This window comes from Segatella albensis DSM 11370 = JCM 12258 (assembly GCF_000426565.1).
Classification (GTDB): domain Bacteria; phylum Bacteroidota; class Bacteroidia; order Bacteroidales; family Bacteroidaceae; genus Prevotella; species Prevotella albensis.
The window spans coordinates 81911-106553 of record NZ_AUFP01000005.1 but is presented as its reverse complement, the minus strand read 5'-3'; the positions used below and the strand labels follow the sequence as shown (position 1 = coordinate 106553).

Sequence of the window (24643 nt, the reverse complement as noted above, 5' to 3'; positions counted from 1 at the left end):
TTATTCGATTTCAATCTTCTTAATTACTTTGGCAGGGACACCACCGACAATCGTGTTTGCCTCGACATCCTTTGTCACGACAGCACCAGCTGCAACAATGGCACCATCACCAATGGTGACTCCGGCAAGAATTGTTGCATTGGCTCCAATCCAAACATTCTTGCCTATGTGAATAGGGGCATAGCTCATGCTCTGACGTCTGGCAGGGTCAAGGGCGTGATTGATGGTTGCCAACACGACGTTGTGTCCAATAAGTGCGCCTTCATCGATGGTGATACCACCCTGATCCTGAAATTTACAGCCCATGTTGATGAAGACTCGCTCCCCAATGACGGTGTTCTTACCGCAGTCGGTATGGAACGGTGGAAACATTCCAACCGTCTTGGGAAACTCTCGTCCCCAAAGCTGCTTCAATAAAGCGTGTAGCTGTTCTGGAGTATGATACTTCCCGTTAATCTCGGCAGTTATCTTTAGTGCCTCCTGCGACAACTGATGAAACATCATGTGGACTTTGCCGCCACCAACTACAGGCTTACCTGATGCCATATAGTCACGAAATTCTTGTATTGTCATTATCTTTTGATTTATTGTTCTTTTGTAAATTTATAAACAGCCCACGTAGGTATAATAACCAATAGCAATAAGGTTATCTCTACCAATGCGTAGGAGCCAAAATAGTCAACCATTGTATGAAATTTCAAAACTCCATCTACAAGGAATATCAGGAGGGCAAACCAGCAGACATAGAAGATGGTTGCATATTTGATTTTTCGTTTCTTTAGTTTCATATTTACAATATAGATTCTAATATTTCTTTATTTGTAGGCATATACAAGCCCATACTTCTCATGCAGTTTGCGGAGGGAACCATCTTTCTTCATATTACTTATGACATTGTTCACCATCTGCAACAAATCTTCTTGCCCTTTCTGCATCAGCACACCAATCTCACCGTGAGTAAAGGGAGTGTTCAATAGTGGGGCAGCGAGTCGGGAATCGGTCTGCACATAGTAAGGTGCCTCTGTAATCTCTGTTATCATCACGTCGGCTACACCTTCAGCAATGAGTGTAGGAATTTCCTCGTTCTTGGGGTGTATCATGATGTTAGCGTGAGTCAGGTTATCGTTGGCAAACTTCTCATTCAGCCCTCCTGGATTTACCATAACTGTCACTTCTGGCTTGTTGATGTCGGTCAACGACTTGTAGCGGTCTGCTTCAGAAGCTCTGCAAAGGATGGTCTTGCCGTTAGCCAGATAGCCGTCACTCATTAGCATTGTTTTACGTCGGGTGTCAGTGATAGTTATACCACCAATAGCAAGGTCGAATATCTGAGGCTCTGTAAGTACATCGGCTGCCAACGTAGGCCATGAGGTCTTTTTGAACTCTATATTTACGCCCAACCTATTTGCTATCTCTGTGGCAACCTCAATATCGAAGCCCCAATAAACTCCATCAGGTTGGCAGAAAGATAGCGGTCTGTAGTCACCAGTAGTGCCAATGAGGATAGTGCCATGTTCAATAATCTCTGCAACTTTACCATTGAGGGGAATGTTCGTTAAGGTTGAAAGGATGAAAATGGAATGTTGTTCGTTTTCCTTTCCGAACTGGATAGCTCCCTTTAGATCATTCTCTGGGAAAAGCTTTGTACTGTCGAAATAGTAAAGCCCATCTTGACTGTTGTACCAACCGCCTATATATCCTTCGTGCTGCAAGACATGGTGCACAACCTTGTTGAGCAAGTCACGCATGCTCGAACTCAGCTCGCTTGCTACCGACGGGACGCAAGAATGGCTGTTTTGAGTAGCAGCAAAACTGACGGCTATTCCTTCAGTCGGTTCCGTCATCGTGCGGATGTCAAGAGTAAATCCGTTGGGGTGGTTTTGACTGAAAGTCCAAACCTTGTCAGCAATATTTGTTATGTTGCTTTGCTTTGTTGTGTTGTCATCATTTGAAGAACATGAGGCAAAACAGGTTGTTCCACAAATGGTCAGGACAGCTATAATCAGCCAAATTTTTAGTCTTTCTCGTATCATATCACAGTATTATTTCCATTGTTGTTTTTTTTATCTACTTCTATCTCCTTCTAACGTCCTCTATCTGCGGAGCAAGCGAAAGCTGAATTAGGATTTTTTATTCTGTTGTATATTCAAACCAATCAAAATCTGCATATCCGTCACCACCTTGGGCAAACAAGCCAAGCATAACGCCTGTGAATCCACCTATCACTTCGGTTGAAAGATAGCGGAAATCCATTTTGCTAAGTGTAGTGAATGATTTGCCATCGGCTGAAACTTGCATGTAGTAATAATCCTTGTCAGAGCTGATGCGTATATAAGCCTGAGAGTCTTTCAATTCAACGGGTTGACCGGTATGACAGAGTGCTCCCACACGGATGTTTGACTTGACAACTAGCTTTCCTTTTTTTCGTTCTACAATCAAATCATAATGATTTAACGGTGCGGCATAAGCCGTGATTCCTGCTTGCGAGCCTTCTGTTAGATGTGATGCGTCAACGAGCGCGGTGGCGCTGAAGTATAACTCTGTCTGGCGCCTTGCCACAAAGGTGGGTGATGTGGCTGCATCGAGAGGCGTAGAAGTGGAATGTAGACGCAGCCATCCCTTTCGCTCGGTGAGCGAGTAGCGTGAATAATCGGGATTACCTATACTCATCCATCCCCAAGGTAATCCTATGCTGCTGTAGCTGTCGGCTGGTACCTCGCGCTTGATATATTTAAACTCTTCGCGAACAGGGTCAAGGGGCATTGGGACTTCAGGCAAGGTGTTGCATTTCATGTCGATGGCGATAGTTCCATTGCCATTGACCACAGGCCATGCATCCTTGTCCCAACGTACAGGTGCAAGCAGTGTTTCGCGTCCCATCACATGCAGGAGGTAACCGCTGGTGCGATACCCCAGACATATCATCCACCATGAGGAGTCGGGCGCTTGTATGAGGTCTGCATGTCCGAGTCCTTGAATATTGCTGTTCTGCATCTTCATACTGAAATGCGTGAGAATGGGGTTTGCAGGATTCGGCTCATAGGGACCGAACAGTGATTTACTTCGCAAGATGTTGACGTGGTGGCCATGTTCCGTGCCGCCTTCGGCAAGCATCATGTAATAATAGCCGTCTTTCTTGTATATGTGCGGTCCTTCAGGATAACGTCCGCCGAGTCCCGTTCCCAAGTGATGAAAATCGCCTGTACGCTGACCTGTATTAACGTCAATTTCGCAGATGTTGATTTCACCCGGCTTGATTCCTGGGCGTGTTTCGTCTGCTGCTGCTTTCCATAAGAAATAGCACTTCCCTTCGTCCCAAAAGAGGGTAGGGTCGCAACTGCCGAGGGCAAAGTCAATGAATATGGGGTCGGACCATTCTTTAGATGGGTCATCTGTCCATACGTAGAAATGACGACGTGATGGGAAAATGGTGGTCACCATGTAATAGCGGCCCTCATGATAGCGGATGGTTGGAGCATAGATGCCCGCATTAGTCCAACCCTGTTCCGGCTGGCTTTGTGTGTAAAGCCCCGAGAGGTCAAGCTGCGATTTGCGCGAGAGGCAATTACCTACCTGTTCCCAGTGTATCAAGTCTTTGCTGTGGAAAACTGGTACTCCAGGAAAATACTGGAACGTGCTGTTGACAAGGTAGAAGTCTTTTCCGTTTGTGCACACACTTGGGTCGGCATGAAAGCCGGGAAGCACAGGGTTGCGATAGCCCTGAGCCAGAATGTTCAAAGACGCTATAACAGCGATAGATGTTATGAATAACAGTTTTTTCATAATTGTTTATTCTTTGCCGTGATAGGATGGATGTTCATTATCAGGATTAATGACTAATTTTTCAACTACGATTTCTGGGTCTATCATAACAACTTTAATGGTATGATTGCCTGCTGTAGGTATGTCGAAATCGATGCTTAGCCATCGAAGGTTGTCGAAAATTTCGCTACGCATCCGTTGACGTGTGCCAGACAGATAGATGTCGCTTGCAGGTTGAGGAAGTGGTTTCAGCACCTTAGAACGTGCAATGTTCTCTTTTGTATATTCGTTGAAGGTGTCCACATATCCTTGTCGTGCATCAATGGTCTGCATCTCGCCATCATCGACACGAACACCGATACGGAGTCCGCGAGCTGGGTTTATGTCGTTGGTGGGCAAAATTCCCAGTGCAAGCTTCTGCTTGCCTGATTGTGAGAAGTGGATGTCATATTCCAATGTTGCGCCATCACCCAGAGGACGGCTTTTTGCTGTAACGGGTTCAATGCCCATATTGCCCTTGCCGCGTCCCAGTCCTGGCAAAAACACCCAGCGTGCATCATCTGTGGCTGTTCTGCGTGTGTAGTCATGAGCCATGATGGCTGTCTCGCTGACGGTTATGCCAGTTTTGTCCGATGGTTTGGCCACTTGAGGCAAGGTGTTCTCGTTTGGCATCGACCACATGCGGTAGCCAATGTGCTTGTCAAGCATCATGCCATCCCACTTGCCTCCAGCAATGACCTTGTTATATTTGTCGGTCATCTGCTTGTCACGCTCAAAAAGCGTCTGCATTGTAATCGAATCACCCAAAGTTGCCGCCAGATATATCTTCGCCACTCCAGCACTTGCCACAGCCGGGTATTCTACCAATTGATAGAAGGCATCCTGCATTTCCGCAGGCATCTTCTTGCTGAGTGAAAGGGTGCGTTTCTCCAACTCATCCCAACGGTTGAACATACGTTGTTCCTCACCAGTCTCAACGCTGTAGATACCCACACGCTGTACCTCTGGCTTGCGCTCCAGATTCATATTTGAATATTCCGTAACGATGTCTGCAATTTCTCTTGCATATTCGCCGCCAAAGATGCTTCGTGCCCAATCTACCATGTATTGGTCTATCTTGTCGGCAGGATAATCGTCAGGATTCCAGGCATAATGCATAATGAAGTCTATAGGCATTTCCTTTGGTTTGAGGTCGCCTACATTGATAATCCAGATACGGTCAATGCCCGTCTGGTATGCCAGATTCAGTTGCTCGCGAATCTTTGCGGCAGTCGTAGTATTTATCCACCGGTCATTCCAGGGTCCACCGTTCATGTCAATGTGGTAGTACATGCCCATGCCTCCTTTGCGTGTCTGTTCCTTCTCTGGTCCTGTGCGACGGATGTATCCCCAGTTGTTGTCGCAGAAGAGCAGGGTGACATCATCAGGAACGGTGAAACCAGCATCGTAATAGCGTTGCACCTCGGTGAAGATGGCCCACAATTGCGGAACCTCACTGGCAGGTTTCTTATACACACGTTCAATAATCTCGCGCTGACCATCCACCACATCTTTCAACGTCTTCATATTGTCCTCATCATCACCATTGCCCATAGCTACATCGCCGTCACCACGCATACCGATGGTTATCAGATTGTCGTATGCCTTATTGCGCTCAAGACCCTCTTCAAAGAATCTGTCAAGATTGGCCTTGTTCGTCGCATAATCCCACGCACCTATACTGTCTTTACGATATACATACTCCTTGTGGGCACGCATCATCGGCTCGTGATGGCTGGTTCCCATGACGATGCCCATATCATCAGCCAACTGAGGCGAGAGAGGGTCATCTTCGTTGAAACGGCTGTCCCACATGGCCGGCCAGAAGTAGTTGGCTTTCAGACGGAGCATGAGTTCAAAGATACGAGCGTATGCTTTAGAGTTGATTCCACCAAACTGGTTCTTGCACCACGTGCCGAACGAAGGCCATTCATCGTTGATGAATATGCCGCGGTATTTTACTTTAGGTTCACCATCCGTATAGATGCCGCTTTTAGCAAAGAGCTGATCATGTTTCTGGATGGGTGCATCAGCCATCCAGTACCAGGGCGAGACTCCTATTTGTCTTGACAGTTCATAGATGCCATAAATGGTGCCACGCTTGTCAGACCCCAAAATGACGAGCTTGCCCTTGTCCGTAAAAATCAAATACTGCTCCCATTTGCCCTGCAGTTCTTTTGACTGCTGTTTGTACTTCTTGGCCAGTTTGCTTTTTCCTATGGTGCCCACTACAACAGGTGCATTTGCACTGCCAGTGACGGCTTTGAGGTCGTGGCGCAGATTCTCCACAGCCATTCTTACCCCCTTCCAGTCGAGAGGGTCGTATGTGATGGTGTCTGATGTTCCCGTCAGTTCCACGTCATATATCGAGCTTCGCTTAAAATTAATGAATTCTGTGGCGTATGCAATGTTTGCACATGCTATCACCAACAGTAAGCTGATCATTTTTTTAGTCATATAATAATATTGTTGTTGTTGAATTATAATCTAAGTTGTCTGCGATATTCCTGGGGAGTGATTCCAGCCATCTTGCGGAAGATACGGATGAAATAACTATGGTCGCTAAATCCAAGTTTGTAGGCAACCTCTTTCACCGAACAATCAGAGGTGAAGAGCAGCAATTGGGCGCGTTCCACCTTTTTACGGTTGATGTACTGAACAGGTGTCTGGGCAAATTCCTGCTTAAAAAGCCGGATGAAGTAGGTCTTGGTGACGGTTGCCACATCGGCCAGTTCTGTCACGTCTATCTCATCGGCAATATGTTCATGAATATGCTTCAGTACGCGTTTCATGCGCTCATCGGATGTCCAGATGCGGGGCTTCGCCTCCCGAAGGAAGTGCGACATAATCATCAGCATGGCACCTCTCAACTCCATTTTCTCCCATAGTGCCATGTTCATGTACCGTTCCACATAATCGGAAGTCTGTGCCGACGTATCGTAGCTCTTCGGATCGGGCCCTGGAAGCTTAGCGTCGGGATGCTGTGTTGACACATATTCAAACAACCGTTTGACGCTGTTCCCCGCCCAAACCTCGGTAGGTAGTTCATACGTCTCCTGCATATCTACTTCGTTCTTAAATCCTTCATACATGTGAATATAATACAATTTGAATACCCCATGACACTCATACGAATGAATGACAAAAGCTGGTATGATATACATGTACCCTGGCTTTAACCTAACGTCCTTATCCGGCAGATGAAGCATAGCCTCTCCTTCCATTATATAAAAGATGCGGATGAAGGGAGAACTCACTTTCTGCCAGTTCCAATCAGCATGATGCGTGGCATAGCCTACATTCAGCATCATCAGGTTCATTGACTCTATCGGTATCTGTATCATCGCATAATGATATTTAGCAATTTTGCTGCAAAATTACAAAAATTCTTTGATTTTTTAATGAAAGCGATAGGACAAAATTGCACTCCGCCCACTGTTATCATAATAATGTCCTATTATTGGATAATATTTTGATCTGTTGGTAACTATATATTTTGTACCTTTGCAGACAAATCGAAATACTTTATTTTAGAATCAATGAACAGATACAGATTATTGGCAGTCATCGCCATTGTAATAACGATTGGGGTGACAAAGGCTCAGGATACTATTGATATATGGAATCTTCCGCCCCTCAGCATAGAGCAAGGACGTTATACCACCGACTGGGACAACCTGAGCCGGCAATATAATACGCCTGCATGGTGGCGTGAGGCAAAACTGGGTGCATGGTCTCACTGGGATCCGCAATCAGCGGCAGAGGATGGTGACTGGTATTCGCGTGGTATGTATATGGAAGGTCATCCCCAATCGAAATTCCATCAGACTATTGGCGGTTTCACCGGAGTGATGCTCGGACTCTTCGCGCATTGCGGTAATGAAACAAGCGCTGGGTATGCTGATGTTGACTGGTTTGAGTATCTTATACAATAAAAAAAACATATGAAATCTATTATTACTCTTTTTGCTTTTCTGTTTAGTACAGGACTCGCAGCACAAACAAGCCAGACGTTGTTTGATGACGGATGGACATTTAGCCAAGATGGTAAGACCATCAGTGTGAACCTACCCCATGACTGGGACATCTATACGGCTCCCAATCCCGAAAGCGGTGCTACCGGTACGGGAGGAGGCTGGTATGCCGCAGGTAAGGGCGAATACCGCAAGAAATTCGCAACGCCCAAAGGTGAGATTGTGAAACTCCACTTTGAGGGTGTCTATCAGAAAGCGGAGGTTTTCGTGAACGGCCAAAAGGCTGGACAGCATGGTTACGGCTATACTCCGTTTACCATCGATGTCACACCATATTTATTTAAAGGCAAGCGGCAGAATGAGGTCGTTGTGAAAGTAAATAACAGTGAACAGCCCAACTGCCGTTGGTATAGCGGTTCTGGCATCTATCGCCATGTGTGGCTCGAGACCATGCCCGCGTTGCATATTTCGGAGAATGGTGTATTCGTGACGACACCGAAGATTGAGGCCAATAAAGCTACAGTCAATGTGGAAGTGACCGTGCAAAACGAAGGCAATTCTGAACAGCAGAGTATCGTAGAGGTAGAAGGCCAGCAGAAAACGGTACTTCTGAAGGCAGGCGAAAGCAAGAAGGTAGACTTTAGCTATACCATCAGTAACCCGCATCTTTGGTCACCCGATGATCCATATCTTTATACCGCAAATGTGAAACTCTCAACTCTCAGCTCTCAACTCTCAACGAAATATGGCATCCGCTCCTTCTCGTTCGATGCTGAGAAGGGCTTTATGCTCAATGGTAAGCCTATGGTTCTTAATGGCGCCTGCGTGCATCACGACGACGGCGTGTTGGGTTCGATGGCCTTCGATGCGGCAGAAATCCGTAAGGTAAAACTGATGAAGGAGGCTGGGTTTAACCTCATCCGCACTTCACATAATCCTACAACACGTGCTTTCCTCGATGCCTGTGACTCAATCGGTATGCTCGTTATCGGTGAGGCCTTCGACGGTTGGCGTACAGCCAAGTTGAAATACGACTATTCAACACTCATTGACTCATGCTATCGCGAGGATATTCACGCAATGGTGATGCGTGATCGTAACCACCCCAGCATCATCTCTTGGAGCCTAGGCAACGAGGTTATCGAGCGCAAGGAATTACGTGTTGTCCATACAGCACGCCTGCTGAAGAAGGCTGTCTTGGAGATTGATGACACACGTCCTATCACTGAAGCCCTCTGTGCTTGGGACCGCGACTGGGAAATCTATGATCCCCACTTCGAGGTGCTTGATATCGGTGGTTACAACTATATGATTTTCAAGCACGGCAGTGACCATCAGCGCGACCCCAAGCGCGTGATGTGGCAGACGGAAAGTTATCCGCGTGATGCCTTCCGCAACTGGGCAACTGTGAATGACCATCCCTATGTAGTAGGTGACATGGTGTGGACAGGTCTCGACTATCTGGGTGAATCGGGCATTGGTCGCTATTATTATGAGGGCGAACGGCCGGGCGAAAGCTTTGCTGAGGGGGGACAGCCCGATTGGCACGGTGCTTACTGTGGTGATGTGGACATCACCGGCTGGCGCAAGCCCATCAGCCATTACCGTGAGATGTTGTGGGACGTCAAAGGTCAGTGGTCAAAGGCCAATGGTTTGTATATGGCAGTGAAAGAGCCCAACGGCTATCGTGGAAACATCAAGGAGACCATGTGGAGTGTATGGCCTACGTGGGAGAGTTGGAACTGGACAGGCAGTACTGACTACAAGGGTGAGGCTGTTCCCTCCTGGGAGGGTAAACCCATTGATGTGGAGGTTTATACGAAAGCGCCTAAGGTAAAACTTTATCTGAACGACAAACTTGTAGGTACGAAACAGGTGAGCCGCGATACACAGTTCAAAGCAGTGTTTAGCATTCCCTACGAGGTAGGTGTGCTGCGTGCTGAAGCTGATGGAAAGAGTGTGACACTTGCCACTGCCGGCGAACCTGCACGTCTGCGACTCACTGCCGACCGCAATGTGATTGCTGCCGGAGGTCAGGATTTGGCATATATTACTGTTGAGGTAGTCGACAAGGATGGTCGCGTCTGTCCTGATGCAGCCATTCCCTGTGAGGCTGTCGTGAAAGGTCAGGGCCAGTTGATGGCTTTTGCTTCTGCCGATTTGAAGGACCGTGAACCGAAAACCTCTTCTCGTGTCACCACTTGGAAGGGTCGCGCCTTGCTTGTAGTACGCAGCAGTAAGACCAAAGGTAAGGCCCAGATTAACATCAAGAGCAGTCTTCCTACAGCCACACTGACCATTATCTCAAAGTAAAGATGAAAAGAGTCCTCGTCTTCATAGCCTCCATGCTGACCTTGACAGCTCAGGCACAAACCACACCCGACTGGGAGAATCCCGCCGTGCTGGGCATCAACAAACTGCCCTATCATGCCACGTTGCAACTGCCTTCGAAATGGAAGGAATGTCCGGAGATATTCAGTCTCGACGGCGAGTGGCAATTCCATTGGAGCCGCAATCCGGAGGAAAGGCCTGTGGGATTTGAGAGAGAGGACTATGACGTAAGCCAATGGCACAAAATCAAGGTGCCGGGCAACTGGCAGACGCAGGGCTTCGGCACCCCCATCTATACCAATATCGAATACCCTTTTAAGCGTAACCGCCCCAGTGTGACGAGTGAACCTCCACATGACTGGACCGCCTACGAGAACCGCAACCCCGTGGGTTCGTATGTGACGTTCGTCAATGTGACCAAAGAAATGCTCGCTAAGAACCTGATTCTTCATTTCGGCGGTGTGCATTCCGCCATGTATGTGTGGATTAACGGTAAAAAAGTGGGCTATAGTCAGAACTCCATGTCGCCCGCAGAATTTGACGTGACAAGCTATCTGCGCGAAGGCATGAACAAACTTGCCGTAGAAGTGTATCGCTGGTCAGACGGCAGTTATCTGGAGGATCAGGACATGTGGCGCCTTTCCGGCATCTTCCGCGAGGTGCAGCTATGGGTACGTCCGTTGGTGCATATAGCCGACTATCGTGTGACGGCTGTGCCGAACAGCGACTATAGCGAGGCGGAAGTGTGCGCAAAGATAAGCATCTGCAACACTGGGAAGCGAGTTGCCAAGGTGTTCCCCGTATTTAAAATTGAAGAGAAAATAAATAGCCAGTTACGCCCGCTGACAATCAATGCCGGCGACACCGTTTGCCAAATATATCATTACACATTAAAGAATCCCCAATTATGGTCGGCCGAGAAACCGAACCTCTACCCTTTCAGCGTGGAGTTGCAGGATAAAAAGAGACAGTCAATAGAGCATTTCGACTATCATCTGGGTGTGAAGCGCGTGGAATGTGTGGACGAGGTGTTTAAGATTAACGGACGGAATGTGAAGCTTCGCGGCGTGAACCGCCACGACCATCATCCTGTCACGGGCCGCTACGTGGATGATGCCACCTACAAACAGGATTTGCGCCTGATGAAACAGGCCAACATCAACTTCCTGCGCACCTCGCATTACCCCGACCGCGAGTATATCTACGAACTCTGCGACCGCTGGGGCATCTACGTGATGGATGAGGCCAACCAGGAATCTCACGGTTATGGCTATGCCAACGAAGAAATGGGGCACGATACTGCTTGGCGGGATGCCCATGTGGACCGTGCCGAATCGCTCGTAAAACGCGACTACAATCATCCTTGCATCATTCTTTGGAGTTTGGGCAATGAGGGTGGGGTAGGCCCCAACATCCAGGCCATGCACGACAAGGTTTGCGAACTCGACTCAACACGTCTCCCCTTCTACGATTGCCATCCCCGTTATTCTGCTCTCCACGACCATGGCTATCCTTCGCCAGAAGATCTACGCCGCGAGGCTGAGAAGGAAACGGAGAAACCGCTTATTGCCAGGGAGTATGCCCATGCTATGGGCAACTCTATGGGAAACCTGCAGGAGTACTGGGATGTAATCTATTCAGACTCTAGTATTGCAGGTGCAGCCGTGTGGGACTGGGTAGACCAGGGACTCCTGAAAAAGGATGGCGATATTAAATACTATGCTTATGGTGGCGACTATGGAGACAAGCCTAACCTCGACGCTTTCTGCATCAATGGACTGCTGGCTCCTGACCGCACGCCGCATCCCCACTACTATGAGGTGCAGTATGTCTATCAGCCTTTGCAGTTCGTTCAGGAGGGCGATAGCATCCGTATCATCAACCGTGACTATTTTACCGGCATCGACCAGTATGAATACTATTGTGAGGTCTATCATAACGGGGAACTGGTCACCGGAGAACTTGCAAGAATAACGGGTGACAAATTCGGAATCCCCTATCCATTCTACCCCTACAACGAACCAGAACTGATTCTGAATGTCTATGCCCGTCTGCGTCAGTCCACACCATGGGCAGAAGAGGGATTCGTCGTTGCCCGCGAACAGTTCATTCTCAAACCTGAAGAGTTTTGGTATGGTGTCAGCGAGGGGAATGCGAAGCCTGTGAAATCTGCAGAGGATATGGTATTTACAACAGATAACTGCTACGTCACCATCAACCATACCGGGGCTCTCAGCTCGTGGATTGTCGATGGCAAACAGATGTTGCAGGCTCCTTTGGAACCCTATTTCTGGAAACCCGAGAACGACAATCAGCACGCCGCTCATTTTGCTGAGCGTATGGCTCCTTGGCGCGATGCAGCAGAGAATCGTACGGTAAAATCCATTCGTGTCAAGAACCATCAAGTGATTGTCGACATGACGCTGTCTGTAGGAGCCGAACTGACGTTGACATATACCGTAAAGAATGACGGACGTATCAGGGTGGATATGGACTACCGTCCTACGGCCACCGATACCCCTTTGATTCCCAAATTCGGTATGCGTTTGCGCTTGCCTGCCGACATGACCCATATCGAATACTACGGTCGTGGCCCATGGGAGAACTATCCCGATCGTAAGCGTAGTGCATTCTTGGGGCGATATCAGATGCCACTTACTGAATATGAGACGGAATACATCCGTCCGCAGGATAACGGCTGCAGGACAGATGTACGCTGGTTTTGTATTTCAAATGGAGAAAAGACCCTTCGCATCGACGGCTTGCAACCTCTTTGCATTCGCGCCTGGGACTATGGCGAAGAGAATCTGGAGGGAGTCCGCCATCCCCATGAAATCATGCGAGGATGCTATGTCAATCTGAACATCGACCTCAATATTCATGGTGTGGGTGGCATCGACACATGGGGCAGGCGCACCTTACCCCAGTACACCATCGACGGCAATAAGCCTTATCGCTATGCCTTTATACTCAGTTGGCAAAACAAATATAACTAAAATAACTTGGAATAACAAAGAGCAATTAAGAACGCTTAACACAACAAAAGCCCTCAAAATGAGAGCTTTAGTAGTAGTTTATCCAAATTGTTCCAAGTTGTTTATAATCAGCTATTTGCCCACGCACCAACGGCAATCCACGTAATATCGGCGTTCTACGGCTTTAATCGGTACAAAACTAATTTTCGAAAGTCTTTTCGAAAGTTAGTGAAAGTGCAAATACTTGATAATAAGCGCTTTGACAGTTCAACTTGTACCGCGCCTTTTTGCTCGACTTGAGAAATGCTCGCTAGAATGTATTATCCCACTGGATATCAACGAGTTTCTCTTTGTTCGCTACATATTTCAATTCTGCCGCAAAGTTACACATTTATCACGAAAAAACGTGCAGAATGCGCTATCTTTTTTATAATTCATCCCAACGAATGGAATATGATTCTAACAACTTTGCGGGTATTTGTAGTTCTGTAGCGGTTTTGCGCCAGTCTTTGATTGCAGCACGCACCTCCTCAATAATTTCTGATGCTTCTTGGTGTTCAAGCATGTAGCTTTCACTTGCAGAGAGTAACGCGTTGATGTCTGACTCTTCTGTGTATGAGTTAATAAGCAAGCATTGATGTAACTTCGCTCCTGGATTGATGTCGTATGCAGGAGAGAGTGTCCAGCCTTTCGGGGTAAGCAGGAAACCGTGATTACGGAAGTGGTCGTCAGTGTTGCCAAACATGACGTTGAATGCCACTCTGCGATAGAGTTCGCGGAGATTCTGGCGCACATCGGTACATCCACGAAGGATGAAATCAACAATGTCAAGATAGCCGTTACCTGTGCTGCTGCCAGCACCATCATCCAAGCCAAGTAACGACATTGCAGAAGCAAAATGTATGCGACGTCCTTCTGCTGTTCTATCGAAGCGTTCTGAAAGCAGCAGGTCACGGTCTTTTGAAATCTTGATGGTGCGTGTTTTTGCCACGTTGATGCTAGCTTTGGCCGCCAGCTGATGCGAGAAGTGCTCAATAAGCTCAGTATTCTCCAAATCTTTTTTTGAAGGGAACTTTGCTACGTACAGTTTCCCGTCTGTATCAACCACGTTGGCCTTAGGACGAGCACCACCGAGCGAGGTTCCCGGGTCAATCAACTGGTCAAGCCAGCGTTGATCCGGCAATTCATTGCGCTCCTCTGCCAACTCAATCTCATGGCATGCATCGCACAGGGCACGAAGACTCTCAATAGGGGGAACAAGGTATTTTGCACTTGCGTTAATATAGTTATCGTCATCTTCAACTTTGTAACGTATGCCGCCCATACGGGTGAAGTCCTCGATACCAATAAGGTAGTCGTAATTGGTGAGCATACGTTTCGGTTTGCCTTCCTGTTGGGCAGTCAGTCGCTCTCTGCGGTCAAGCAGTAAACGTCCCCAGCGATCAGGGAATGAATCTTTGACAAAGCCGAATACATTATCATTACCACGAGGATGCTGCAACGAAGGAACATTCAGCAGGTCACCACTTAGCAGGATGCCGCCATGTTGTTTCAACCACTGGCGCGAATACTCAAAGACAAAATGATCCTTGCCGCGAACGTGTTCGTAGCCTAATATTCCAATCTCTTCGGGAGAGGTTAGGAAGTCAAAATCTGCGTAAACTGTAATCCTTTTCATTTTCTGAGTAATTCTGCATCCTGAAGTTGTCTGCCAAGAGCATCGTCAGCAGCCAACAGGGTGATATCCTTTTCCAGATTAAGTGCAAAGAGAACGCGCGCATAGATGCCCATGGAAACCGTTGGGTCGCCATGTTCTACCTTTGAGACAGTCAGGCGTGTCACAGTAGCTCTGTCTGCAATGTCCTGCATAGACAAATGTCTACGCTTGCGGGCCAACATGATTTGCTCGCCCATAATCTTCAGGTTCTGGCTTAATGCCCTTGGCATCGTTTTACCAAATGTATTCTTTCCCATAATTGTATCTTATTGGGCGCAAAGTTAAATAAAAATGTTTGATATAACAAACATTTTATGAAAAATTTGAAGCTTGACTCTTGTTTTTGATTCTTTTGGTGCGAAAACAGTACTCCATTAGTCAGTCTGGTGGGACATTTTGCTATTCTCGCTTTCAGAATTTGTTAAAAGACCAATATTTTTGCCTGTTTGCTCATATTTTTAGCAAAACTTGATATTTTCTGCTGAAAAAACGTTATCTTTGTACCCTATATTATAATAATGTGTAACATGGAAGGTAAAGACTTAAATCGTCTAAAAGTAGTGCTTGCAGAGAAGAAGCGCACCAATAAGTGGTTGGCCGAGCAAATAGGCGTTGACCAAGCCACGGTGTCCAAATGGTGTACCAACAGCGCACAACCCAATTTGGAAAATTTGATAGAGGTTGCCAGATGTCTTGAAGTTAACGTCAATGAACTTCTGCGAATGTAGTGAGGGAGTAGGAAGGAGTAGCGCAGGCGTAGGATAGGCGGAGCGTAATCCAAGCTTATACCTTCGGAGATGGTTCGAAGAAGGTTCGGAGATGACACATTAGAGATTGAAGAGGCATGAAGATAAATGATGTAAAATGAAATTAATATACGATGCAGAATAGTTTTATAACGAATAAAGACAAGTTGCTGTCAGATATTATCAACGGCATCCTTCCAAAGAGTCAGTCTTTGGATGTGCTTGTTGGGTATTTCTATTTCTCTGGATATAAACTTATTTCCGAGAAGCTGATAGACAAACATGTACGCATCCTTGTTGGGCTTGATATAGACACACGGATTACAAAATACATTCGTGAGATAGATACATTGGCCGATTATAACAAATCTCGCAGTCAGCTCAAAGATGACTACTACAACCACTTCGTAAGACTGTTTAACGAAACTGATTTCCTTGATAGCCAGCCAAAACTAGAGTCCTTCAAACTATTCTATGACAAGATAAAGGCCGGAACCTTGGAAATCAGAAAGACCGACGAACCTTGTCATGCCAAGATGTATATCTTTGACTATCGCGAAGATATTAACGAGGGAGGTGAAGACCCTGGCTCTGTCATTACTGGTTCCAGTAATCTTTCTTACGAAGGCCTGGCTGGTCGTGTAGAGATTAATGCTCGCTTCAATGACAAGCAATCGTATACTGATGCGAAGACCATTTTCAAGGAGCTTTGGGAGAAGTCTATGATTATTGCCGACAAGGATCATGTCGATGACTTCGACACGAAGGTTATTGACCGAATCTGGTTTGAAAAGCTGTATAGCCCCTACAAGATGTACCTCCGTGTACTCAAGGAATACTTTGCTATCCCCACAACAGAGAACTTGCTGACCCCTTACGATATTACTGATGGCAAGTTCTCTAATTTGAAATACCAAACAGACGCTGTACAGATGGCAATCAATGCCATTAAGAATCACAATGGTGTGATAGTGGCCGATGTTGTAGGATTGGGCAAAAGTATCATCGCTTCTACCGTTGCCCGTAATCTCCGTCTGAGGACACTTGTGGTTTGTCCGCCTCACCTGGAAGAACAATGGCGCAGTTATCGTGATGACTTCGGTTTTACAGCTTCCATATATACAACCGGCAAGTTGGAAGAGGCTTTAAAGTATTACGAACGAATAGTGAAGGCAGACGAGCAGTATCTGATAGTTGTTGACGAGGCTCACCGCTACCGTAACGAATACACGATTGACTACACCATTCTGCACCAGCTTTGTTCGGGTAACAAGGTGATGTTGTTGACGGCAACCCCCTTTAACAACCGTCCTGATGACATTTATGCGATGCTGAAACTTTTCCAAATTCCAACAAAATCCACCTTGAAGACGGTTGATAATTTGGGGGCCAAGTTCAAAGATTTGATTACTACTTACAAACAACTTCGGAAAGACCAACGCGAGGGGAAGAAAACTGATGCAGAGGTTTCAAATGAGGCTGGACGTATTGCTAACGAGATTCGATCTATTATCAGTCCACTTGTCATTCGCCGTTCGCGTATAGACCTAAAGGAGATACCCGAATACGCAGAAGATTTAAAACAGCAGAACATCCAATTGGTTATTCCCAACGACCCCATAGAACTGGATTATGACCTGAGTAGTCTGAAAGACCTGTATCTTGAAACGCTTGACCGTATCAGCGAAGATGAAGGCAGATACAGGGACGATGGGAAATACCGCTTCAAGGCGGCCCGATACTCTCCTGTCTTATATCTTAAAGAGGAATTAAGACAGGAACTTTCCGACCTATTGGAAGAAAAGACAGGTGTTGAACTGAATCTGTTGTTTGGACGACAGGCCAATGTCGCAAAATTCATGCGTCGTTTGCTCGTGCGTCGCTTTGAAAGTTCTGAATATGCCTTCCGTATGTCATTGGAATATATGATAGGTAGTTCTCGTCAAATCTTAAAATGGATTGAGGGAAAGGGCAAAATGCCTGTCTATAAAAAAGGTAATCTGCCCGATGTTGATGACTTCTATAAGACCGATGATGATGGTAACGACCTCATTACGGATACATACGAAAAGTATGAGAAACGTGGTTTCTTTGAAATCGACATGAAGTATATCAAGGAGTCCTTCGTTGAGGACATCAAGGCTGATATGGCTCTCCTTTTAGAGATACAGAAGAAATGGTTCGGAGAGGACGGAACTATCATGAGCGACCCCAAATTGGAATCGTTCAAAGGTATCTTGGACAAACAACTTGCCAAGGAGCCCCAGCGAAAAATCATTGTGTTTACTGAGTTTGCCGATACCGCCGATTATCTTGGCGCGGCTTTGCAAGATTACGGTCTTCCCGTATTCAAATACACCTCTGCAGATGCTTCTCAAGCCAACAAGAACACCATCAACGCTAACTTCAATGCTGGAGAGAAAAAGGAGTATTGGCGGGATGACTATAAAATACTGGTAGCCACCGATGCCATATCTGAAGGATACAACCTGCATCGCGCCGGAACCGTTATCAACTACGACATACCCTACAACCCGACCCGCATTATTCAGCGTATAGGGCGTATCAATCGTGTTAATAAGAAAGTGTTCGACCAGTTGTATATCTACAACTATTTCCCTACGGATGTGGGCGAATCGGAAACCCGCACCAAGGAAATCTCCACGCTAAAGATGGCTATGGTTCACGCCATTATGGGCGAAGACACCAAAGTGCTGACCAAGGATGAGGAAATACAGTCCTATTTCTTGGAGCAATACCGGAAAGAAATGGCAAAGAGCGAAGAGGTCTCATGGGACGTTAAGTTCCAGAAGTTGCTGAATGCAGCCAAGGGAACAGAGATTTTCGATGAAGCCATGCAACTGCCGCATCGTGCCCGTACTGGCCGTTCTGTTGCAAAGCCAAGAAGCGGAGTCCTAATGTTTGGCAAGAAAGGTAACGACTTCGTCTTTAAGATAGGTAATGATGAAGGATTGATTGTTCAGCTGACAGCAGAAGAAGCCATTGGGCTTTTCGAAGCAGAGATGTCCGAACAGCCCGCACCACTCTCTGAGTCTTTCGAACCTGCTTACCAGTTGACAAGATCTCATTTGTTCAGTAGTGATGTGCAGGACAAGAACGAGAAAGCACGCATAGAAGCCATGCAGAAAGTAAAAGTGATGCTGAACCGCAAGGCTCTGCCAACCGATTATCTGAAAGACTTGATGAAAGTCATTCAGAGCGACGGTTTGTCTGGTTATGAGCTTCGCTTTATCAACCAATTGAAGCCGGCAGATTACTCAAAACTACCCGACCAGATAGACGAGTACTATATTAACCGCATCATCGAAACCTGCAATCATGTGGATGATGGTGAGGAATCAATCATATTAGCAGAAGAATTAAAGTAGCATACGAGATATGGAGTTCAATAAAGCATATAACCGCGCAGAGTTTCTCTCCTTCCTGAGAACCAGTTTCCTGCCAGAGGATTTCCAGCAGGAAACGAGGGTTGTCGATAATCCTGTTCAGTTCCAATACACGCAGCAAGTAACACGTCTTGGAGAATGTGAGTCTTTGGGCTTGGTCGTTTATGAAGTGCGACACAGTTCAAAACACGATGCCCGTGTTGGTCTGACGAAAGAGGCTTTCCGCCTGTTGGCTGATGAATTCTGTGAACGGGCCTTGGTGTTCTTTGTACCAGAAGATGACAACAATAACTATCGTTTCTCACTGATTGAGATAACTCTTGACCAGTCAGGATCTTCATCACGTGTTAGCCGTCGCTACTCCAATCCCCATCGCTATTCCTATTATCTCGGTAAGGGTATCGCATATTATACCCCTAACAAATATCTGAATGAATACGGCCGCGTGGTTAGCGTAGAGGATTTGCGCAACCGTTTCTCGGTGGAGGTGCTTACCAAGGCTTTCTATCAGGAACTTAGCGACTGGTATGCCTGGGCAATCATGGTGGTGCGCTTCCCTAATGATTTGAAGACGTTAGAAGATAATCAGAGGTATAACTCTGAGGCCATGATACGCCTGATTACCCGCCTCATCTTTGTCTGGTTCCTCAAACAACGCCACTTGGTGCCCGATGAATTCTTTGACGAGCAGTTTATTGCCAATGAACTGATTCAAGGCTTCACCCCTCATGCTGAAACGACTCTGTTTGGAAAGTCATACGACAGCAAGTATTATAAAGGTGTGTTGCAGAATCTGTTTTTTGCCATGCTGAATAGTCCCATCACCCCAGAGGGCAAGGACACCATTTCTGAACGTCGTTTCCGTAATGGGCGTGGCGATTATGACAACAACAAACTGATGCGTCATGAGGATTTGTTTATCAATCCTGACAAGTTCGTGGAATTGGCCAACAAATACGTGCCATTCCTGAATGGTGGATTGTTCGACTGTCTGGATGACAAGGACAAAGGCATCTATATTGATGCTTTTACTGATAGAAAGGCTATTAGTGACCAGTTGGTGATACCAGATTTTCTGTTCTTTGGTGACGAAGTGGGCAAAAACATAGACCTTTCCGAGTGGTACGGCGACAAGAAAAAAAAGAAGGTTAGCGCACGTGGTATCATTGACATCCTTAAACGCTATAACTTCACGGTAGAGGAAAATACGCCCTTCGATCAGGAGGTATCACTTGACCCAGAACTGTTAGGTAAGGTGTTTGAGAATCTTTTGGCTGCATATAACCCAGAAACCCAAACAACAGCCCGCAAGCAGACTGGCTCTTTCTATACTCCTCGTGAAATAGTGCAATATATGGTTGATGAAAGTCTGATAGCCCATTTGAAGCGAACGGTAGGTGAAGAGTTAGAATCCGAATATCGGAAACTGGTGCAATACACAGATGAGGAGCCAAATCTTACTGATGACCAGAAGCGCCAGATTATGCAGTCGCTCTACGAATGTAAAGTGCTCGACCCTGCTTGTGGTTCAGGAGCATTCCCAATGGGTATGCTTCAGCAGATGGTCCATATTCTTGGACAACTTGACCCCAATAATGAGCAATGGAAGGACATGATGTTAGAGAATGCAATAGAGGAAGCTTATAATGCGGAACATGGAGTTTCGGAAGAAGAGGAAAAAGAAATCAAGGCTGATATCTTTAGAAGTTTTGATGAAAATCTGAACCGTCCTGACTATGCCCGTAAGCTCTACCTGATAGAGAACTGTATCTATGGCGTAGATATCCAGCCTATCGCCATTCAGATTAGCAAACTCCGTTTCTTTATCTCTTTGGTGGTTGACCAAAAGACCAACAACAATCCTGTAGATAACTTTGGTATCCGTCCCTTGCCTAACCTCGAAGCAAAGTTTGTAGCAGCAAACACCTTGGTCGGATTGGAGAAAAAGGAAGCAACCCTATTTGATTCAGAAGATATCAAGCAGAAAGAAAGGGAACTTATTCTTGCCAAACACAAAATATTTGGAGCAAAGACTGTTCGCACAAAGCGAAAGTATAAAGATAGGGTAGCTGAGTTGCGTATGGAAATTGCTAATAAGTTGAAAGAAGCTAATTACATTCGCAATGAGGAAGCCCAACAATTGGCAGGATGGGATATGTTTGATCAAAACACATCATCACCATTCTTTGACCCTGAATGGATGTTCGGAGTGAGTGAAGGTTTTGACATGATTATTGGTAATCCCCCCTATTTGCGCATCCAAGGCTTGCGGAATACAAATGACAGATTTGTAAATTATCTCAGTCAAAAATACAAATCTGCGACAGGTTCTTTTGATTTCTATGTTTGTTTCGTGGAAGCAGGATTAAGATTTATCCATAAGCAGGGCTTGGTAAATTATATTATGCCAGTAAAATGGTCTAATGCAAGTTTTGGCAAGGGTCTCCGCAAGTTAGTGGCATCTAAGAAGTGCGCTAACCGCATCATAAACTTTGGAGAATATCAAGTGTTTAATGCTTCCACTTATACAGCTCTCCAATGGTTCAAGCCAAATTCTGGCGCTTTGGCATACAATGAGTTGGATCGCGACTTGACCACAAATGTGGAATTAAAGAAATATCTTGATTCTCTTTCTGAGAACAACTTTTCACATATCGACGAAAGTAAACTGACAGAAGATACATGGGTGCTGACCAGTGACATTATAAACCATTTGCTCGAAACACTTAACAAGCAACCCAGACGTGTAGAAAATGTATTTTCGAAAATATTTCAAGGGCTTGCAACAAGTAAAGACGATGTCTATTTCTTGCAAGATTGCAATGAAAGTGGAAACTTAGTTACAGGATATTCGAATCAGCTTGAACGAACTGTACAGATTGAAAAAGGATTAGTTCGTCCTTTGTTAAAAGGCGAAGATGTTCATCGTTATGAAGTAATCAAAACTAATCGAGTTGTTATCTTCCCATATAAATTGGTAGAAGGTAAAGCTGTCCTTTATGAAGAGAATGAACTGAAAAAACTGTACCCCAATGGATATTCATACTTGAAGGAGTGTGAAACCATTCTACGCAGTAGAGAAAAAGGGCGTTTCAATATTGATGGAGCTTGGTTCCAATTTGGACGAAAGCAAGGTATTTCATCTGCAGAAGAAATAAAACTTGTTGCTCCTGATATTTCTATGGGTGGTAATTTTGCATTAGATATAAAAGGGCAATTTTACCAAACGACAACTATTTACGGATATATCAAGTATGAGAATGTAAAATGCTCATATAAATCCTTGTTGGCACTTTTAAATTCACATCTTTGTTGGTGGTTTATGCAAAATACAGGTAATGTAATGGCCAATGGCTATTATCGATATAAACCAGCCTACATCAATCCGTTCCCACTACCCGGTGACGAAGCTATTATTGCAGCCGAGCCAATAATAGAGCCATTGGTAGACTGCCTAACATATTTGTATAACAAAGACAATAGTGATATATACGCACATACATCCAATAAGAATTTATGTATTCATTTCAATGATATTCTTGATATGGTGGTCTATGAATTATATTTTGCCGACCACATGAAAGAACAGAATATATATGTAATTGAGCGATTGAAACAATCTCCTTTAGTAGATTTGTCTATAAAAGACATTCGTGAACGTATTGAGAAAACGTATAAATGGTTCCAGACTTCGGACAATCTTGTTCGACAGAGTTTAATGCTCCTTGATACCAGAAGTAAAGATATACTATATTTAATTCACTTAAATGCAACAACCCATGAGTAAGATTAAATCCCTTCAACTGAATAATTTTAAGTTTTTTCGTCAAAGTGATCCAATCATATTAAATGGCAAACATCTACTCCTTTATGGTGAAAACGGCAGCGGTAAAAGTTCTATCTTTTGGGGATTATACACTCTGTTGGAAGCGGCATACAAACAACCTAATGAGGTAAAATCATATTTCAATTCAAGCGATATATCCCTTGTAAATATTTTTGCCAACAAACAGACAGCTCCTGGAACTGGTATTGAACATTATGACTCATATGTCACAATTGAAACCGACAATGGGAAAACTTTTAAAGCATCATTGTTAGATACGACTATTTGTGGAAACAATGATGCTAAAGAATCTCGAAAAGCGATGGATTTTCTCAACTATCAATCTCTTTTTGCCTTTCAGCATTTTAAAAATAGCGAAAATGTAGACTTATCAGATGTGTTTGACTACTACATATTGCCGTATGTTACATTTACTCCAATTAGAGTTAATGGCAAAGAGATTTCTAATGCAGGGGAGATGTGGAAAGAGTATCAGAATGGACCTATAAAAGTAGGAGGGAACATAAAGAAAAATAATAAAAATGAATTTCAAAGATTTGAATCTCATTTTAGAAATGAATTTCAAAGATTGATAGATTTTATCAATCAGAATTCCTACGACATCATTAAAGAACTTGGTTATGATATTCATTTCACGCTTTCATATACGTTACCTTCAAGTTATATAGGATATAAAGTTTATGACTATCACAAATATAAGATTATTCTCACGATAGATAGTTACAATGGAAAAAGCATCTCAATTAATCGCCCACAAACATTCCTCAACGAGGCGAAGTTAACTGCATTGGCACTTTCCATACGCTTATGTGTCTTGAAGTATAGAACAAACACATTAGCAGCTGATGCTTTACAGGTACTGGTATTGGATGATATTATGATAAGTTTGGATATGAGTAACAGGGAGATGCTGAGCGAGTTACTGCTGAAAAATGGAGGCTATGCTGATAAATATCAACTACTATTTTTTACTCACGACAGAAATCTTTTCCAGTTTATCGATAGAAGGATTGGGCAATTGAACAACAAGAGTAATTGGAAAGAAATTGGTATTTATATTGGGAAAGATTCTCATGGTATCGAATATCCTGTAATAGTTGACGAAGAAGCGGATTCATATAGTAAGGCACAAAAATTTAAGGACGCTTTTGATTACGAGACTGCTTCAATTTATATACGTAAGACATTAGAACAAATATTAAAGAATTTGCTTCCACCAGAAATATTAAAGTCCGATCCTGATACATTTGTATCTTTACAATCTATGTGGGATAAATTTAAGCAGATTTATAGTCCAGATGCAAATATTATAAACCTTTTTAAAAACTCAAAATTGCTAATACTAAATCCATCTGCACACCTATTATCAAAACCAATATATAAACGTGAACTTGATAGGGCTTTTAAGCTAGTTGATGAACTCAAAAAGATTTCTTCAAAATACAAGGAAATTGTTTTGATCGAAAAAGGGGCGAAAGTTCAGTTTAAAACAACAAGTACCCCGCAGTATTTGTGTTCATTTAATTTGGATGTTGCTATGTGTGCTGATAGAGAAACAAAGCAAGTTGCTAATGAACCCAGATGTTCTAATATATATTTTGAATATGATGGCAAACAATATTATGATCCAAATACAGGCCAGTCTGATATAAATCATCCGTTAAAAACTGCGACGCCTAAATTGTCACGATTTGTCAAAGGGCTTTCTCAAAATCCATTCAATATTACTGAAAATGATTTTTTAGATAATGCAAAAGTAAATGGTATTTCATTGCGTGAGTATTTAGATGGGCATAGTTTAACTATATGAAATGTAAGATTCTCATCATAGCCTAAAGGTTTCAA

15 protein-coding genes are annotated in these 24643 nt (G+C 44.7%); 7 read left to right on the top strand and 8 right to left on the bottom strand.

Annotated elements, in window-relative coordinates; translation table 11 throughout:
* The 6 genes from K333_RS0103385 to K333_RS0103360 form a co-directional block, all read right to left on the bottom strand.
* A complete protein-coding gene (locus K333_RS0103385) occupies nt 1–573 on the bottom strand; it encodes a sugar O-acetyltransferase (protein WP_024989282.1) in 573 nt (190 codons plus the stop codon).
* Nucleotides 574–584: 11 nt separating this feature from the next.
* Nucleotides 585–788: a hypothetical protein gene (locus tag K333_RS0103380; protein ID WP_024989281.1), complete on the bottom strand. Its 204-nt coding sequence runs from the start codon at nt 786–788 to the stop codon at nt 585–587.
* A gap of 27 nt (nt 789–815) precedes the next feature.
* Complete coding sequence (locus tag K333_RS11825) at nt 816–2033, bottom strand: transporter substrate-binding domain-containing protein (protein ID WP_244870404.1); 1218 nt, start codon at nt 2031–2033, stop codon at nt 816–818.
* 97 nt (nt 2034–2130) lie between these two features.
* A complete protein-coding gene (locus K333_RS0103370; RefSeq protein WP_027452330.1) occupies nt 2131–3783 on the bottom strand; it encodes a glycoside hydrolase family 43 protein in 1653 nt (550 codons plus the stop codon).
* 6 nt (nt 3784–3789) lie between these two features.
* Nucleotides 3790–6258, bottom strand: a complete 2469-nt coding sequence (locus tag K333_RS0103365; protein ID WP_027452329.1) for a glycosyl hydrolase 115 family protein — start codon at nt 6256–6258, stop codon at nt 3790–3792.
* A gap of 23 nt (nt 6259–6281) precedes the next feature.
* Entirely contained in the window at nt 6282–7145 is an 864-nt protein-coding gene (locus K333_RS0103360) for an AraC family transcriptional regulator (RefSeq protein ID WP_024989280.1), read from the bottom strand.
* Between the two features lie 195 nt (nt 7146–7340).
* Between K333_RS0103360 and K333_RS0103355 the strand changes: the two genes are divergently transcribed.
* From K333_RS0103355 to K333_RS0103345, 3 genes are read left to right on the top strand one after another with little or no spacing between them, the layout of a single operon-like run.
* On the top strand, nt 7341–7736 hold the full coding sequence (locus K333_RS0103355; protein ID WP_024989279.1) for an alpha-L-fucosidase: 396 nt from the start codon (nt 7341–7343) through the stop codon (nt 7734–7736).
* 9 nt (nt 7737–7745) lie between these two features.
* Nucleotides 7746–10088: a glycoside hydrolase family 2 TIM barrel-domain containing protein gene (locus K333_RS0103350; protein ID WP_027452328.1), complete on the top strand. Its 2343-nt coding sequence runs from the start codon at nt 7746–7748 to the stop codon at nt 10086–10088.
* A gap of 2 nt (nt 10089–10090) precedes the next feature.
* On the top strand, nt 10091–13102 hold the full coding sequence (locus K333_RS0103345; RefSeq protein WP_027452327.1) for a glycoside hydrolase family 2 TIM barrel-domain containing protein: 3012 nt from the start codon (nt 10091–10093) through the stop codon (nt 13100–13102).
* A 406-nt stretch (nt 13103–13508) separates the two neighbouring features.
* On the opposite strand, the gene K333_RS0103335 is transcribed toward K333_RS0103345, so the two are convergent.
* Together K333_RS0103335 and K333_RS0103330 are read right to left on the bottom strand one after the other, a co-directional pair.
* A complete protein-coding gene (locus tag K333_RS0103335; protein WP_027452326.1) occupies nt 13509–14759 on the bottom strand; it encodes a type II toxin-antitoxin system HipA family toxin in 1251 nt (416 codons plus the stop codon).
* Nucleotides 14756–15055, bottom strand: coding sequence for a helix-turn-helix domain-containing protein (locus tag K333_RS0103330; RefSeq protein ID WP_024989278.1), 300 nt, complete (start codon nt 15053–15055; stop codon nt 14756–14758). Before K333_RS0103330 ends, K333_RS0103335 begins: the two co-directional genes overlap by 4 nt.
* A 270-nt stretch (nt 15056–15325) precedes the next feature.
* Here K333_RS0103330 and K333_RS0103325 point away from each other — a divergent pair, with 270 nt between their 5' ends.
* From K333_RS0103325 to K333_RS0103310, 4 genes are all read left to right on the top strand, one after another.
* Nucleotides 15326–15526: a helix-turn-helix transcriptional regulator gene (locus K333_RS0103325; RefSeq protein ID WP_024989277.1), complete on the top strand. Its 201-nt coding sequence runs from the start codon at nt 15326–15328 to the stop codon at nt 15524–15526.
* Nucleotides 15527–15678: 152 nt separating this feature from the next.
* Complete coding sequence (locus K333_RS0103320; RefSeq protein ID WP_024989276.1) at nt 15679–18933, top strand: helicase-related protein; 3255 nt, start codon at nt 15679–15681, stop codon at nt 18931–18933.
* A gap of 10 nt (nt 18934–18943) precedes the next feature.
* On the top strand, nt 18944–22738 hold the full coding sequence (locus K333_RS11820; protein ID WP_081657191.1) for an Eco57I restriction-modification methylase domain-containing protein: 3795 nt from the start codon (nt 18944–18946) through the stop codon (nt 22736–22738).
* Complete coding sequence (locus K333_RS0103310) at nt 22731–24608, top strand: hypothetical protein (protein ID WP_024989275.1); 1878 nt, start codon at nt 22731–22733, stop codon at nt 24606–24608. The genes K333_RS11820 and K333_RS0103310 overlap by 8 nt, the downstream gene beginning before the upstream one ends.
* Nucleotides 24609–24643 lie beyond the last annotated feature (35 nt).

Bases quoted from the DNA above. Each gene is read 5' to 3' on its own strand.
- K333_RS0103320 (WP_024989276.1), top strand. From the start codon at position 15,679: ATGCAGAATAGTTTTATAACGAATAAAGACAAGTTGCTGTCAGATATT.
- K333_RS11820 (WP_081657191.1), top strand. From the start codon at position 18,944: ATGGAGTTCAATAAAGCATATAACCGCGCAGAGTTTCTCTCCTTCCTG.
- K333_RS0103330 (WP_024989278.1), bottom strand. From the start codon at position 15,055: ATGGGAAAGAATACATTTGGTAAAACGATGCCAAGGGCATTAAGCCAG.
- K333_RS0103335 (WP_027452326.1), bottom strand. From the start codon at position 14,759: ATGAAAAGGATTACAGTTTACGCAGATTTTGACTTCCTAACCTCTCCC.
- K333_RS0103345 (WP_027452327.1), top strand. From the start codon at position 10,091: ATGAAAAGAGTCCTCGTCTTCATAGCCTCCATGCTGACCTTGACAGCT.
- K333_RS0103310 (WP_024989275.1), top strand. From the start codon at position 22,731: ATGAGTAAGATTAAATCCCTTCAACTGAATAATTTTAAGTTTTTTCGT.
- K333_RS11825 (WP_244870404.1), bottom strand. From the start codon at position 2,033: ATGATACGAGAAAGACTAAAAATTTGGCTGATTATAGCTGTCCTGACC.
- K333_RS0103385 (WP_024989282.1), bottom strand. From the start codon at position 573: ATGACAATACAAGAATTTCGTGACTATATGGCATCAGGTAAGCCTGTA.
- K333_RS0103370 (WP_027452330.1), bottom strand. From the start codon at position 3,783: ATGAAAAAACTGTTATTCATAACATCTATCGCTGTTATAGCGTCTTTG.
- K333_RS0103350 (WP_027452328.1), top strand. From the start codon at position 7,746: ATGAAATCTATTATTACTCTTTTTGCTTTTCTGTTTAGTACAGGACTC.
- K333_RS0103355 (WP_024989279.1), top strand. From the start codon at position 7,341: ATGAACAGATACAGATTATTGGCAGTCATCGCCATTGTAATAACGATT.
- K333_RS0103360 (WP_024989280.1), bottom strand. From the start codon at position 7,145: ATGATACAGATACCGATAGAGTCAATGAACCTGATGATGCTGAATGTA.
- K333_RS0103325 (WP_024989277.1), top strand. From the start codon at position 15,326: ATGGAAGGTAAAGACTTAAATCGTCTAAAAGTAGTGCTTGCAGAGAAG.
- K333_RS0103380 (WP_024989281.1), bottom strand. From the start codon at position 788: ATGAAACTAAAGAAACGAAAAATCAAATATGCAACCATCTTCTATGTC.
- K333_RS0103365 (WP_027452329.1), bottom strand. From the start codon at position 6,258: ATGACTAAAAAAATGATCAGCTTACTGTTGGTGATAGCATGTGCAAAC.